This window comes from Acidimicrobiales bacterium (genome assembly GCA_016794585.1).
Taxonomy (GTDB): Bacteria; Actinomycetota; Acidimicrobiia; order Acidimicrobiales; family DATDAH01; genus JAEUJM01.
Map to the genome: position 1 here is coordinate 234,220 of JAEUJM010000044.1, position 14,487 is coordinate 248,706.

12 protein-coding genes are annotated in these 14,487 nt (G+C 75.2%); 10 read left to right on the forward strand and 2 right to left on the reverse strand.

Translation table 11 applies throughout. The features are described from left to right. Nucleotides 1-118: 118 nt before the first annotated feature. Genes JNK12_22865 through JNK12_22880 form a run of 4 tightly spaced genes read left to right on the forward strand, consistent with a single transcriptional unit; the run spans nucleotide 119 to nucleotide 4,704 of the window. Nucleotides 119-1,168, forward strand: a complete 1,050-nt coding sequence (locus JNK12_22865) for a DUF4129 domain-containing protein (protein MBL8778790.1) — start codon at nucleotides 119-121, stop codon at nucleotides 1,166-1,168. Continuing rightward, entirely contained in the window at nucleotides 1,165-2,325 is a 1,161-nt protein-coding gene (locus tag JNK12_22870) for a DUF4350 domain-containing protein (GenBank protein ID MBL8778791.1), read from the forward strand. Before JNK12_22865 ends, JNK12_22870 begins: the two co-directional genes overlap by 4 nt. After that, a complete protein-coding gene (locus JNK12_22875; GenBank protein ID MBL8778792.1) occupies nucleotides 2,309-3,382 on the forward strand; it encodes a MoxR family ATPase in 1,074 nt (357 codons plus the stop codon). Before JNK12_22870 ends, JNK12_22875 begins: the two co-directional genes overlap by 17 nt. A gap of 17 nt (nucleotides 3,383-3,399) precedes the next feature. Next, nucleotides 3,400-4,704, forward strand: a complete 1,305-nt coding sequence (locus tag JNK12_22880; GenBank protein ID MBL8778793.1) for a DUF58 domain-containing protein — start codon at nucleotides 3,400-3,402, stop codon at nucleotides 4,702-4,704. On the opposite strand, the gene JNK12_22885 is transcribed toward JNK12_22880, so the two are convergent. Beyond that, entirely contained in the window at nucleotides 4,671-5,777 is a 1,107-nt protein-coding gene (locus JNK12_22885; GenBank protein ID MBL8778794.1) for a stage II sporulation protein M, read from the reverse strand. The genes JNK12_22880 and JNK12_22885 overlap by 34 nt on opposite strands. Before the next feature lie 55 nt (nucleotides 5,778-5,832). On the opposite strand from JNK12_22885, the gene JNK12_22890 reads away from it, so the two are divergent. The 4 genes from JNK12_22890 (at nucleotide 5,833) to mnmA (ending at nucleotide 10,085) form a co-directional block, all read left to right on the forward strand. After that, on the forward strand, nucleotides 5,833-6,666 hold the full coding sequence (locus JNK12_22890) for a thioesterase family protein (GenBank protein MBL8778795.1): 834 nt from the start codon (nucleotides 5,833-5,835) through the stop codon (nucleotides 6,664-6,666). 66 nt (nucleotides 6,667-6,732) lie between these two features. Then, entirely contained in the window at nucleotides 6,733-7,773 is a 1,041-nt protein-coding gene (locus JNK12_22895; protein MBL8778796.1) for an RDD family protein, read from the forward strand. 39 nt (nucleotides 7,774-7,812) lie between these two features. Next, nucleotides 7,813-8,994 (forward strand): cysteine desulfurase, encoded by a 1,182-nt coding sequence (locus JNK12_22900; protein MBL8778797.1) that lies wholly within the window; start codon nucleotides 7,813-7,815, stop codon nucleotides 8,992-8,994. Between the two features lie 74 nt (nucleotides 8,995-9,068). Further along, complete coding sequence (gene mnmA, locus JNK12_22905; protein MBL8778798.1) at nucleotides 9,069-10,085, forward strand: tRNA 2-thiouridine(34) synthase MnmA; 1,017 nt, start codon at nucleotides 9,069-9,071, stop codon at nucleotides 10,083-10,085. 245 nt (nucleotides 10,086-10,330) lie between these two features. Here the strand turns inward: mnmA and JNK12_22910 are convergent, their stop codons facing one another. Next, nucleotides 10,331-11,224, reverse strand: a complete 894-nt coding sequence (locus JNK12_22910; GenBank protein ID MBL8778799.1) for a hypothetical protein — start codon at nucleotides 11,222-11,224, stop codon at nucleotides 10,331-10,333. 126 nt (nucleotides 11,225-11,350) lie between these two features. Between JNK12_22910 and JNK12_22915 the strand changes: the two genes are divergently transcribed. Together JNK12_22915 and ligA are read left to right on the forward strand one after the other, a co-directional pair. Continuing rightward, nucleotides 11,351-12,358 carry a hypothetical protein gene (locus tag JNK12_22915; GenBank protein ID MBL8778800.1) on the forward strand — a complete coding sequence of 336 codons (1,008 nt, stop codon included), beginning with the start codon at nucleotides 11,351-11,353 and terminating at the stop codon, nucleotides 12,356-12,358. 34 nt (nucleotides 12,359-12,392) lie between these two features. After that, nucleotides 12,393-14,456, forward strand: coding sequence for an NAD-dependent DNA ligase LigA (ligA, locus tag JNK12_22920; protein ID MBL8778801.1), 2,064 nt, complete (start codon nucleotides 12,393-12,395; stop codon nucleotides 14,454-14,456). Nucleotides 14,457-14,487: the final 31 nt, after the last annotated feature.

A 14,487-nucleotide genomic window follows, 5' to 3' on the forward strand; every position in this document is an offset into this window, starting at 1 on the left:
CGCTGCCGCCGGAGAGGGGCCACGCCCGGGCGGGCGGGTGACCGTATGCTGGCGGGATCGTGACGGCGGTGAGAGGCGCCAACCTCCGAGTTCGTGCGCCCGTCCGGCGGGGCCACCCGTGACCGACCGCCGCGGCACGGCCCGTGGTGCGCCGCCGAGCGCCCCGGCCGGCTTCCGTCGGTGGCACGGCCACGCGGCGTCGGCCCCCGGGGTGCGGGTCGCCGGCCGTGCCGGCGCCGTCGTGGCCGTCGTGGCCGCCGTGCTCACCGTGCTCACCGGGGTGGCCCTCCCGCACGCGGCCGCGGCGCCGGCGGTCGCCGCCGAGCGTGCGGGTTCGGGCGCCGTGGGGTCGGGCGCCACCGGGTCGGGCGGCACGGGGCTGAGCGCCGCAGGGTCGAGCGCCACGGGGTGGGCGTCCGTCGCCACGCACCACCCGTCGGGCAACGCGGCGGTGGGCGCGGTCGCCACGCCCCACGTCGTGTCGGGCCCAGCCCGCACCGCCGACCTGCCCGAGCCCACCTGGACCCCGCCCGAGGTCCGCGACGCCGCCGACGACGTGCTCGACGGGGCCGAGTTCCAGCGGCCCGAGCCCAACCTCCTCGAGCGGGCGAGGGCCTGGGTGGAGGAGCGCATCGGGCGGGTGCTGCAGGGCCTCGTCACCGGCGACGGCGCGTCCGTGCTCGGTTGGATCGTGCTGCTCGCCTCGGTCGTGGCCATCGGGCTGCTCCTCGCCCGCTTCAGCCGCTCGGTGCAGCGCGACCCAGCCCGGGCGGCGGCGGTCAGCGTCGAGCGGGCCCGCACCGCCGCCCAGTGGGCCGAGGAGGCCGAGCGCCTCGAGGCCGAGCAGGAGTGGAAGTCGGCGCTGCGGTGTCGCTTCCGCTCCCTGGTGGCCTCACTGGTCGATCACGGTCGGGTGGACGACGTCCCCGGCCGCACCGCCGGCGAGTACCGGGCCGAGGTCGATGCCGGCCTGCCCGAGGCCGCCGCCGACTTCGCCGAGGCCACCTACCTGTTCGAGGACGCCTGGTACGGCGACCAGCCGACGGGCCGGGCCGAGAACGAGCGGTTCCGCGCGCTGGCCGCCGCGGTGCTGGCCGCCTCGGCCGAGCATCGCTCCGAGGGGCCCGCCGGGCCCGTCGTGACCGAGGCCGAGGCGGTGTCGGCGTGACCGCCACCGCCGGCATCGGCGCCGCACCGGGAGGGGCCGGGAGCGGCCCGTCGGCCCGGCGCGGCGGCGCCCTCTTCTGGGTCGGCCTGGGGGTGGCCGTCGTGGCCCTCGCCCTCGTCGCGGGCCGCCCGCCGAGCGACGGCGAACCCCTGTCCCCGGACGCCACCGGCCCCCTCGGGGCCAAGGGCCTCGTCCTGCTCCTCGGGGACCTCGAAGCCGAGGTGGACACGCCCACCGAGGTGCCCGACGGCGCCACCGACGTCGTCCTCCTGCTCTCCGACCAGACCGACGAGGCGCAGCAGGACGAGCTCCTCGAGTGGGTGGGGGAGGGTGGCATCCTCGTCGTGGCCGACCCCGCCTCCACGTTCACGCCCGCCCCGGCGGGCACCACCGACGTGCTCGGTGGTGTCGTCACCACCAGCACCCCTCCGGGCGTGTGCACCATCGACGTGCTCGCCGACGTGGGCCGCATCGATGCCCGCGGGGGCCTCGCGTACGACGTCGAGGGGTCGTCGGGCCGCTGCTACGGCGACGACGACGCGGCCTTCGTGGTCACCACCGACGTGGGTGACGGCACGGTCGTCGCCGTCGGCGGCGCCGGCATGTTCACCAACGAGGCCCTCGGCGAGCTGGACAACGCCGTGCTCGCCGCGGCCTTCCTCGCACCGCAGCCAGGCACCCGGGTCGCCTTCCTCCAGCCCCCGACCCCCGGATCGGGCGACGACGGCCTCGGCGACCTCGTGGCCCCCGGGGTGAAGGCCGCCATCTTCCAGCTGGTGGTCGCCTTCGTGGTCTACGCGCTCTGGCGGGCCCGCCGCCTCGGACCGCCGATCGAAGAGCCCCAGCCGGTGCAGATCGCCGGCTCCGAGCTCGTGGGGGCGGTCGGTGAGCTGCTCCAGCAGTCACGCGACCCGGCACGCGCCGCCGACCTGCTCCGTGACGATCTCCGTCGCAGCCTCTGCGCCCACCTCGGCCTCGGGGCCGACTCGACCCCCGAGGTGGTCGCCAGCGTCACCGCCCAGCGCACCGGCGTCGACGCCGAGTCGATCCACGCCGCGCTCGCCGGCCCTCCCCTCACCAGCGACCACGACCTCGTGACGCTGGCCCAGACCCACGAGACCATCCGCAAGGAGCTCCTCCATGGTTCCGGAACCTGACGGCCCCGCCAGCCCGCCCCCGGCTTCACCGCCGGCCGGGTCCCCGCCACCGGTGCCGCCACCGCCGGGCGCCCCGCCGCAGACCCCGGCCGGGGGACCGTCCGGCCCGTCACCGTCGCGGGCGGCCGTCGTGGCGGTCCGCGACGAGGTCGGCAAGGTCGTGGTGGGCCAGGAAGGCGTGCTCTCCGGGCTGATCGCCGCCCTCCTCGTCGACGGCCACGTGCTCCTCGAAGGAGTCCCCGGCGTGGCCAAGACCCTGCTGGTGAAGGCACTCGCGGGTGCGCTCGACCTCGACTTCAAGCGGGTCCAGTTCACCCCCGACCTGATGCCGTCCGACGTGACCGGCCAGGTGATCTTCGAGGCCTCCGAGAGCACGTTCCGGTTCCGTGAGGGCCCCGTGTTCACGAACCTGTTCCTCGCCGACGAGATCAACCGCACCCCGCCCAAGACGCAGGCGGCCCTGCTCGAGTCCATGGAGGAGCGCCAGGTCACCGTCGACGGGGAGCGCCGCCCGCTGCCCGAGCCCTTCATCGTCATCGCCACCCAGAACCCCGTCGAGTACGAGGGCACCTACCCCCTGCCCGAGGCACAGCTCGACCGGTTCCTGTTCAAGCTGCTGGTCGACTACCCGACCGCCCAGCAGGAGCAGTTGGTGCTGGCCCGCCACGACCAGGGCCTCGACCCCCACGACCTCGCGTCGACCGGCCTGCGGGCGGTGGCCTCGGCCGCCGACCTGCTCGCCGCGCGCGAGGAGGTCAAGGCCGTGCGGGTCGAGGCGCCGGTGCTGGCGTACATCGTCGCCTTGGCCCGGGCCACCCGTGAGTCCCCGTCGCTCACCCTCGGCGTCTCCCCTCGTGGCGCGGCCTCGTTGCTGCACGCCTCCAAGGCCTGGGCCTGGCTGGCGGGCCGCCCGTTCGTCACCCCCGACGAGGTCAAGGCCGTGGCCAAGCCCGCGCTGCGCCACCGGCTCCTGCTCCGCCCCGAGCTCGAGCTCGAGGGCGCCACGGCCGACGGCGTCCTCGATGGCGTGCTCGCCGCCGTCCCGGCGCCCCGCTGAGGCCGGCGCCACCCTCCGTGCTCCCCGTTCCCACGCGCCGCCTGGCCGTCGTCGCCGCGGTCGCGGCCCTCGTCGTCCTCGCCCTCCCCGTCGACGGGCGCCTCCTGGTGGTGGACGGTCTCCTCCTGCTGGCGGCGCTCTCCGACTGGCTGCTGGCGCCGCGCCCGGACCGGGTCGAGGTCCGTCGGGACGTGCCGGGGGTGCTCGCCCTCGGCGGGCGGGGCGAGGTGGTGTGGCATCTCGCCAACCCCCTCGGCCGGCGCCTCCGGGTCACGCTGGCCGACGACCTCGCTCCGTCCCTGCGGGCCGGCACCCGCCGGATCCGGGTCCGCCTGCCCGCCCGGGGCCGAGCCGAGGCCCGCACCGAGATCCGCCCGGCCCGTCGCGGCCGGTTCGACATCGCCCACGTCACCCTCCGGGTCGAGGGCCCCCTCGGGCTGATGGCCCGTCAGCGCCGGGTCGCCTGCCCTGGCCTCCTGCGGGTGTTCCCACCCTTCCGGTCGCGCGACGAGGCCGAGCTGCGCATCAACAAGGCGCGCATCCTGGAGGTCGGGCTGCGCTCCGCGCAGGGGCGCGGCGGCGGCACCGAGTTCGACCAGCTCCGCGAGTACTCGGTCGACGACGAGTTCCGCCGCATCGACTGGTCCGCCACCGCCCGCGCCGGCAAGCCGATCGTGCGCACGTTCCGGGCCGAGCGGAACCAGACCGTCATCCTGCTGCTCGACAACGGCCGCGTGATGGCGGGCCGGGTGGACGACGTGCCCCGCGTCGAGCACGCGATGGACGCCGTGATGATGATGACCGCGGTCGCGACCCGCCTCGGCGACCGCTGCGGGCTCGTGGCCTTCGACCGGCAGGTCCAGCGCGTGGTGGGGCCGGCCCAGAGCCGCACCCAGCTCGCCCGGGTGACCGAGGCCATGTACGAGCTCGAGCCGCAACTGGCCGAGAGCGACTACGCCGGCGCGTTCGCGGAGACCCTCGGGCGCTTCCGACGCCGGGCCATGCTCGTGATCCTCACCGACCTCGTCGAGCAGGCCGTGGGCGAGTCGCTCGTGCCCGCGCTCCCGCTCATCGTGCGCAACCACCTCGTCGTGGTGGCCGGGGTGCAGGACCCCGACGTCGTCCGGTGGGCGGCGGCGACGCCCACCGACGCCTCCGGGGCCTACCGCAAGGCGGCGGCGGTGCAGGCGCTCGAGGAGCGTCGGCGCACGGTGGCACGGCTCCGCGGCCTCGGCGCCCGCGTGATCGACGCGCCGCCCGGTCGGCTGGCCCCGCTGCTGGCCGACACCTACCTGGCGGTGAAGGCCACCGGGCGCCTCTGAGCCCCGTCGCCGGTGCTGCCGGTGCTGCCGGTGCTGCCGGCCACCTCGTCGGCCGGTGGGTCCCAGCCCTGCTCGTCCTCCCAGCCCCGCGGCACCTCGCCGAGGACCCCCGTGATGCCCCGCGCCGCGGCGGCGCGGCCCTGCACCACGATGTAGGTGACGAAGGCGAGCTCGACGGCGACCCCGATGCCCACTCGGACGGCGGTCGGGAGCGTGGACCCGGTGACGAAGCCCTCGATGGCGCCGGCGGTGATGAACGCGGCCACGAGGCCCATGACGATGACGACCGCCCGGCGACCCGCGTCGGCCAGCGCCTCGGCCCGACGGCGGTCCCCCGGGGCGATGATGGCCCAACCCAGGCGCAGGCCGGCGGCGCCGGCGATCACGACCGCCGTGAGCTCGAGCAGGCCGTGGGGCAGGATCAGGCCCCAGAACTTCGGTTGTTGGCCGGCCGCCGCGAACAGGCCGGCCGCCACCCCGACGTTGGCCCCGTTGAACATGAGGATGTAGGCCGCGCCCACGCACAGGGCGATGCCGGCGGCGAAGGCCAGGATCGACACCTGGATGTTGTTGACGGTGACCTCGGTGGCGAACTGCCCGGCGGGGGCCGACGAGTAGTACGACTCGAAGTCCTCGTTGATGTAGGCCTCGCGCAGGGCCGCCGGCGCGGTGGCGTCGAGGGCGGCATCCGAGTTGGCGATCCAGACCCCCATTGCCGCGGCGGGCACGAAGGTGAGGAGGAAGCTCACCGCCACGAAGCGCCGCGCGTCCCACACCGCGGCCGGGAAGGTGACACGGAAGAACTCGGCGAACGCCCGCACCGTCCTCGCCCGCTTGCCGTAGATCACCCCGCTGGCTCCGGCCACCAGGCGGGTGAGGCGGGTGGTGAGGGCCGGGTTCCCGTAGTTGGTGCGCACGTAGGACAGATGGGTCGACGTGCGCTGGTAGAGCATCACGAGCTCGTCGAGCTCGCCGGGGTCGAGGCGGCGCACCCCCCGTCGGGCCTTGGCCGTCAGTTCGCCGAGGCGGATCCACGACGGCTCGTGCGAGGCGATGTAGCGGTCGATGTCCACGACCCGCCCATCATGGCGCACGGGCGGCCGCCCGGCTTGGCTACCGTCGCTCGTCGTGGACCCCGCCCTCGACCCGCTCACCTTCGCCGGCCTCATGGCCCTCGAGCCCCACGGGCCCGACACCTTCATCGGGGTGAGCGAGCCCGTCCCCTTCCCCCGCGTGTACGGCGGGCAGGTCGCGGCGCAGGGGCTCCGGGCGGCGGCCGCCACCGTCGAGGACCGGTACCGGGTGCACTCGTTGCACGCCTACTTCATCCGCCCCGGGGTCATGGACGAGCCCATCCGCTTCGAGGTGGACCGCACCCGCAACGGCCGTTCGTTCGTCACCCGCAACGTCGTGGCCCGCCAGTCCGCGGGGGCCATCTTCTCGATGTCGGCCTCGTTCAAGGTGGCCGAGGACGAGGCCGAGGTGGTGCTGCACCGTCCTCCGGCCGGCCTCGCGGGGCCGGAGGGCCTGGCGTCGCAGCGCTGGGGTGACCTGCTCGACCGGCGGCCGGCGCCGGTGCCCGAAGGCCTGTCGAGCACGACGCTGACCTGGTTGCGCATCACCGACGACCTGGGCGACGACCCCCTCCTCCAGGCCTGCGCCCTCACCTACTGCTCGGACGACATGCCCACCGCGGCCGCGATCCTCGACCACCCCGCGGCCCGCACGGGCATGGAGTCCGACGACGACTGGCAGCGCTTCATGGCCGCCACGCTCGACCACGCCATCTGGTTCCACCGTCCCCTCCGCGCCGACGAGTGGCACCTCCACGCCTTCCAGGGCCAGGGCCTCACCGGTGGGCGGGGGCTCGCGATGGGGCGGATCTACGACGGTGAGGGCCTCCACGTCGCGACGGTCGCCCAGGAGATCGTGGTGCGCGAGGTGCGCCCCGTCGCCGGCTGAGCCGGGTCTCCGCCACCGGTCGGCCGGTCCGGCCCCGGGTGGGGACGACTGGGTACGGTGGCGCCGATGAGCCAGCCCATCCGAGGGATCGTCACCCCCGAGGCGGTGCTGCTCGAGTTCCAGACCGCGTCGGTGCCCACCCGGGTGCTGCAGTTCTCGCTCGACTTCCTCGTGCAGTTCGCGGCGCTCATCGCCGTGTTCCTCGTGCTGGGGGCTGCGTCGGCCGCCGACCTCGCCATCCCGGAGGCGGTCGCCATCATCTTCGTCACGGTGATGGTCTTCCTGATCTTCCTCGGGTACCCGATCCTCATGGAGACGCTGTGGAACGGGCGCACCCTGGGCATGGCCGCCGCCGGCCTGCGCACGGTCACCACGGAGGGGGCGCCGATCCGCTTCCGTCACGCCCTCATCCGGGGCGCCCTCGGCATCATCGACTTCTGGCTCATCCCCGTCGGCGTCATCGCCACCGTCGTCATCCTGTTGACCCGCGACAACCAGCGCCTCGGTGACCTCGCCGCGGGCACCCTGGTGCTGCGGGAGCGCTCGCCCGTCGACCGCACCGCACAGGCCATGGCCTTCTACCCGCCCTACGGCCTCGAGGGCTACGCCGCGGGGCTGGACGTCACCACCGTGACCCCCGAGCAGTACGAGGTGCTGCGCTCCTACCTGCTGCGGGTGGCGGGCTTCACCCCCGAGGCGCGCTGGGCGTTGGGGGCACGGCTCGCCAACCCGGTGGCCACCGGGATGGGCCACACCCCGCCGGCCAACCTCGCCCCCGAGACGTTCCTCGTCTGCGTGGCGGCCGCCTATCAGCTGCGCCACGGCGGCCCGCCGGGCGGCTGGCCCGACCGAGCGCCGTCCTACGGCGGGCCGGTGGCCGCCCCGCCACCTCCTCCTCCGGGCCGCCCGATGGGGCCCTCGCTGGCCCCGCCGACCGGGGCCGGACGGGCGGCGGCGCCGGCGCCCCTCCCGCCGTCGGCCCCGGCTCCGGGCATGCCCCCGGGCCCGGTCGCCCCGCCGCCGACCGCGCCACCTACGCCACCTACGCCGCCGCCATCCCCGCCCGCAGCCGGGCCCGACGACGGCGGGTTCGCCCCACCCAGCTGAGGCCCACCCACCTGAGGCCCTTCCTCCTAGCCTGACGGGGTGCCCGACGCCCCTGTCGCCTACCTGGACCACGCGGCCAGCACGCCGCTGCGGCCCGAGGCGCACGATGCCGTCCTGGCGGTGCTCGAGGCGAGCTACGCCAACCCGTCGGGGTCGCACCGCGCCGCCCGCGCCGCCCGTCAGCTGGTCGACGAGGCCCGTGACGTCGTGGCCGAGGCGCTCGGGGCCCGTCCCGGTGAGGTCGTGTTCACGAGTGGCGGGACCGAGGCCGACAACCTGGCCGTGCTCGGGGTGCACGCCCGCCGGGCGGGTGCGGTCTTCTGCTCGGCCGTCGAGCACCCGGCCGTGGCCGAGGCCGTGGCCGCCGTGGGGGGCCGAACCGTCGCGGTCGACGAGCGGGGCGCCCTCGACGTGGCCGCGCTCGAGGCCGAGCTCGACGCGTGCGCCGCCCGCGACGAGCCGGTGGCCCTCGTCTCGGTGATGGGCGTGAACAACGAGGTCGGCACCATCGAGCCCCTCGAGGCGGTCGCGGCGGTCGTCCGCGAGCGCGCCCCGGGGGCCCGGCTCCACACCGACGCCGTGCAGGCGGTGCCATGGATCGACGTCGCCCCGCAGGCCGCCGGCTTCGACCTCGTGGCACTCAGCGCGCACAAGTTCGGGGGCCCGAAGGGGGTGGGCGCGCTCGTGGTGCGCGAGGGCGTCGACCTGGCGCCGCTGCTGCTGGGTGGTGGTCAGGAGCGTGAGCGGCGCAGCGGCACCCAGAACGTGGCCGGCATCGTGGGCCTCGCCGCGGCGCTGGCGGTGACGGTGGAGGAGCGCAAGGCCACCGTCGAGCGCGTGGCGGCCCTCCGCGACCGCCTGGCCGACGGCCTGGTCGCCGCCGTCCCCGGCCTCGTCGAGACGGGGGTGGCCGCGGCCGGCGGCGGCTCGCCCGACCGCTCGCACAAGGTCGCCGGCGCCTGCCACGTCTGCATCGAGGGCATCGAGAGCGAGTCGTTGCTCTTCCTGCTCGAGGAGGCCGGCGTCTATGCCTCGGCGGCGTCCTCGTGCGCCAGCGGGGCCATGGAGCCCTCGCCCGTGCTCGCGGCGATGGGGGTGTCCCGGGAAGCGGCCCGCGGGGCGTTGCGTCTCTCGCTGGGTGCCACCACCACCGATGCCGACGTCGCCCTCGCCCTCGCGGCGGTGCCCGCCGCGGTCGAGCGCCTCCGGCGGTTCCCGTGACCGGGCCGATCGCCGCTCGGGACCCCCTCAGCGGGGCAGGGAAGGGCGGCCCCGGCCGGAAGGTGCTCGTCGCCATGTCCGGAGGAGTGGATTCCTCGGTGGCCGCCGCCCTGCTGCTCGACGCCGGCCACGACGTGGTCGGCGTGACCATGCGCCTCTGGGGCGGCGCCTCCGACACGGGCTGCTGCTCGGTGGCCGACGTGGACGACGCCCGCCGGGTGGCCCAGCAGCTCGGCATCGCCCACCACGTGTTCAACTTCAGCGACGAGTTCGAGGCGCAGGTGGTCGCGCCTTACGTGGCCGACCACGCCGCCGGCCGCACGCCCAACCCGTGCGTGGAGTGCAACCGCCACCTGAAGTTCGACCTGCTCCTCCGGCGCGCCGAGGCCCTCGGCTTCGATCTCGTGGCCACGGGACACCACGCGCGGGTGGTGGTCGACGCCGACGGCCACCGCCGGGTCGCCCGCGGCGCCGACGCGGCGAAGGACCAGTCCTACGTGCTGCACATGCTCGACGCCGCCGCGCTGGCCCGGGTGGCCTTCCCCGTGGGGGGCCTTCACAAATCCGAGGTGCGGGCCGAGGCCGAGCGCCTGGGGCTGCGCACGGCCGACAAGCCCGACAGCCAGGACGTCTGCTTCATCACTTCGGCCGGGCGCGCCCAATTCCTGGGCGAGCGCATCCCGTTGCGGCCGGCCCGCGTCCGCGACACGTCGGGTGCGGTCGTCGGCGAGGCGCCGGCGGTCGAGCTCGTCACCATCGGCCAGCGCAAGGGCCTCGGCCTCGCCGGAGGGGCCCGCCCCCGCTACGTGGTCGCGGTGGACGCCCCCGGCGACGGCGCCGAGCCCGTCGTGACCGTCGGCGACCGGGCCGACCTGCTCACCGACCACCTCGAGCTGCGCGACCTGGCCTGGTCGGCGGCGCCCGTCGAGGGGCCCGTGACGGTGCAGTGCTCGGCCCACGGCGCCGCCCTTCCCGCCGTCCTCGACGGCACCACCGTCCGGTGGGACCAGCCGCAGCGCCGGATCGCCCCGGGGCAGAGCGTGGTGCTCTACGCCGGCGACCTCGTGGTCGGCGGCGGCACCGCCGTCTGACGCCCCGCCGCCTGACGCCCCGCCGCCGACCCTGGCGCCCCATCGCACCTTCTGGTGCGTCGCTGGCGACGCCAGGGGAGCGTCGATCTTTCCAGCGGCGCCTGCATACGGCCAGCGCGGCCGAGCGTTTCCCCTGGTGGGAATGCATCGTCGCGCAGGTCCGAGCATGGCTATGCGTTCTGGTCCCATTGCGCGACAGCCCCCCAGCGTTGCCGACGAGCCACCAGAACGACGGTTGGGGCGGGTCAGGCGACGGGGAGGTGGCGCTCCTCGGCGGCGTCGAGGACGTGCGCCGGCCGGGTGGGGGTGAAGAGCAGGCGCTCGACGGTGGCGGTCTCCGGGCGGTCGGCGCGGGGCCGGTACAGGCTCACCGGCAACGGGTCGTTCAGGTCGACCTGGAGGGCGAGGCCGAGTGCCCGCTGGGTCAGGTCGTACGCGTCGGTGTCGGCCGACGCAGGCCCGAGGCGGGCGATCCTGGCCTTCGGCATGAGCACCGACTCGGTGACGGTCAGGGGATCGTGGATCACGACGCCACCGGGCACGAACACCAGCCAGCGGCGGCTCAGGGTGTGGAGCGAGCGCACCGCCCAGAACCCGAGGGGCAGGCCGACCATCAGGGCGGCGCCCCCGGCCACCCACTGCTCGGCGGCGAGGAGGAGCGGGCCGGCGAGCGCCCCGACCAGCAGGAGGGCCCAGGTGACCTCGAGCGGCCCGAGCAGCACCGGCGCCGGGACCCGGAGGGCGAAGCGCCGCTCCGGGCCGTAGGACGACCCGTCCACGAACGTGTCGCCGACGCTCGGGGCCATGGCCACCACGGCCGCGGCGGCGCTCACTACCAGGCCGGCCACCTCGGAGAACCCGATCTCACCGACGTCGGCATCGGTGCCGACGGCCACCGCGACCGCCCACATGGTGGTGACGGCGGCGGCCGGCGCCAGCGCCCGCAGCACGGTCAGGCTCACCGTGCTGGGGACGAGCGAGGCCACCAGCACGGCGGCCCACCCCAGCCAGAGCGCGACGGAGGCGACGAGTTGCACCGGGCCGCTCCGGTCGTCGAGGGCGGCGCCCAGCACCGGGCCCGCCGCCACCGGGAGCACCACCCAGAGCGCCCGGAAAGGCCAGGTCAGGTCGACTCGCACGTCAGGAGATTTGCGCGTGCGTCGGGGCCGTGGCTATTCCATGAGCGGGGGAACGGGCGCCAGCCCGGAAGGTGAAGCTCTCTTCGTGGGGGACACAAGCATCGTGAGTCAACCGAGACGCAGCCGATGAGGGCCATCGACCTGCCCGTCGGCGCGGCCACCTCCATCGGCAGCCTGCCCCACACGGCGCCCGACCAGGCTGTCGCCCTGGTGCTCGACGAGCACGGGTGGCTGCCCGCGGCGCCGTCGCTCCCGCGCCGCTCGCCCCTCGAGGGGATGATCGCCCAGGCCGCCTGGGGCATGCCGGGCGTCACCGTCGCCGACGACGGCTCGCTCGACCTGGTCCTCGACCGCATCGACCCGGAGGCGCCCCCGGCCGACGCCGACCTGTCCGGCGCCCCGTTCCTCGGCCTGCGCGTGTTCCTCGACGCCGTCGCCGGTCGCACCGGGTGGGTGAAGCTCCAGCTGACCGGTCCGGTCACCCTCGGCCTGGCCCTGCACGCCGCCGGGCTCGACGCGGAACGGGCGTTCATGGCGGCGGGCACCGCGGTCCGGGCCCGGGCCGAAGCCCTCCTGGCCCTCGCCGCGCGAAAGGTGCCCGACGCGCCCCTACTGGTCTTCGTGGACGAGCCGGGTCTCGCCAGCTGCATGCACCCGGGGTTCCCGATCGAGCCCGATCGGGCGGTCGACCTCGTGTCCGGTGCGCTCGCCTCCATCGAGCCTCACGCGGTGACGGGGCTCCACTGCTGCGGCAACGCGGACTGGCGCCTCGTCCTCCAGGCGGGGCCCCAGGTGCTGTCCGCCCCGGTGGACGCCGGCCTCGGCGACTTCGCCGGCACCCTGGGCAGCTTCCTCGACCGTGGGGGCTGGGTGGCCTGGGGCGCCGTCCCCACCGACGGCCCCCTGGGCACCACCGCCGACCGGTTGTGGCGCCACCTGTGCGACCTGTGGTGCGAGATGGTCCGGGCCGGGTGCGACCCCGTGCTGCTGCGGACCCAGGCGATGGTCACGCCGGCCTGCGGGCTGGCGCTGCACGGCGAGCCCCAGGCCGCCCACGTGCTCTCCCTGGCCCGCAACGTGGCGCAGCGCCTGCACGACCAGGCCGTGGGCGTCCGCCTCACCGCCGGCGCCTGACCGCCGGCGCCCGGCGCGCTCTACCCTGACGCCGATGCCCGAGCTGGCCGACATCGCCGCCCAGGTCGACGCCCTCCGGGTGCAGATCGACCACCACAACAAGCGCTACCACGAGCTCGACGACCCCGAGATCTCCGACGCGGACTACGACGCGCTGGTGCGCGAGCTGCGCGCCATCGAGGAAGAATTCCCCGAGCTCGTCACCCCCGACTCGCCCACCCAGCGCGTCGGCAGCGCGCCGTCCGCGCTCTTCGCCCCGGTGGTGCACCGCCAGCCGATGATGTCGCTCGACAACGCCTTCTCGGCGGACGAGCTGCTCGCCTGGGGTGCGCGGGTCGAGCGCCGTCTGGCCGCCGAGCGGGGCACCGACGAGGACGAAGCCGGACAGGGCGACATGGCCATCGGCTTCGTGTGCGAGCTGAAGATCGACGGGATGGCGGTGTCGGTCCGCTACGAGGGGGGCCGCTACCTGCAGGCGGCCACCCGGGGGGACGGGAAGGTGGGCGAGGACGTCACCCCCAACGTGGCGACCCTCTCGACCGTGCCGGAGCAGCTGCCCGGGGGAGCGCCGGCGGTGGTCGAGGTGCGGGGCGAGATCTACATGCCGGTGGCGGCCTTCGCCGCCCTCAACGCCCGCCAGGCCGAGGCGGGCGCCCGCCTGTTCGTGAACCCCCGCAACTCGGCGGCGGGGTCGCTGCGCCAGAAGGACGCGGGTGTCACCGCAAGCCGCGACCTGTCGTGGTGGTCCTACCAGCTCGGCGAGGTGGACGGCGGGCCCACCTTCACCCGCCACAGCGAGACCCTCGCGTGGCTGGGTGAGCTGGGCCTGCCCGTGAACCCCGAGATCCGCACCCTCTCGACCCTCGACGAGGTGCTGGCGTTCTGCCGCCGGTGGGAGGCCGACCGCCACGACCTGCCCTACGAGATCGACGGGGTGGTGGTGAAGGTGGACGACCTGGCCACCCGTGAGCTGCTCGGCTTCACCAGCAAGGCGCCGCGCTGGGCCATCGCCTACAAGTTCCCGCCCGAAGAGCGCACCACCACGTTGCGGAACATCTCGGTGTCCATCGGTCGCACCGGCAAGGCCACCCCGTTCGCCGAGCTCGAGCCGGTGTTCGTGGGCGGCAGCACCGTCGGCCTCGCCACCCTGCACAACCAGGACCAGGTGAAGGCCAAGGACGTGCGTCCGGGCGACACCGTGGTGGTGCGCAAGGCGGGTGACGTGATCCCCGAGGTGGTCGGCCCGGTGCTGGCCGATCGGCCCGCCGGCCTGCCCGAGTGGACCTTCCCCACCGAGTGCCCCGTCTGCGGCGAGCCCCTACAACGGCTGGAGGGCGAGGCCGCCACCTACTGCGTGAACCTGGCGTGCCCCGCGCGGCGGGCCACGGCCATCGAGCACTTCGCCTCCCGCGGCGCCCTCGACATCGAGGGCTTCGGCGAGCAGACCGTGCGCCTTTTCCTGGAGCTGGGGATCCTCGGCGACATCGCCGACATCTTCACCCTCGACCTCGACCGCATCCGCGAGCTCGAGGGCTTCGGCGAGACGTCGGTGAACAACCTGCAAGCGGCCATCGAGGCGGCCAAGGACCGTCCGCTCGCCAACCTGCTGGTCGGCCTCAACATCGCCCACCTCGGCGGGGCGGGGGCCCAGGTGCTGGCCCGCCACTTCCGCCACCTCGACGCCCTCCTCGCCGCCTCCGAGGAGGAGATCGCCGCCGTGGCGGGCATCGGGCCCATCATCGCCCAGAGCGTGCACGGCTTCTTCGCCGACGAGGCCAACCGGGCCCTCGTCGAGCGCCTCCGGGCGGCAGGAGTGAACTTCGAGGGCCCGGCGGCGCCGTCGCTGCCGCAGACGTTGGAGGGCAAGTCGGTCGTGGTCACCGGGACGCTCGAGGGCTTCTCCCGCGACGGGGCCGAGGAGGCCATCACGGCACGCGGGGGCAAGTCGCCCGGGAGCGTGTCCAAGAAGACCACCGCGGTCGTGGTGGGAGAGGGCCCGGGGGCGTCCAAGCTCACCAAAGCCGAGGAGCTCGCCATCCCCATCCTCGACGAAGCCGCGTTCGTGCAGCTGCTCGAGACGGGCGAGCTACCCGGCTGACCCGGGTGCGCTCACCCCTGGCCGCGGCAGC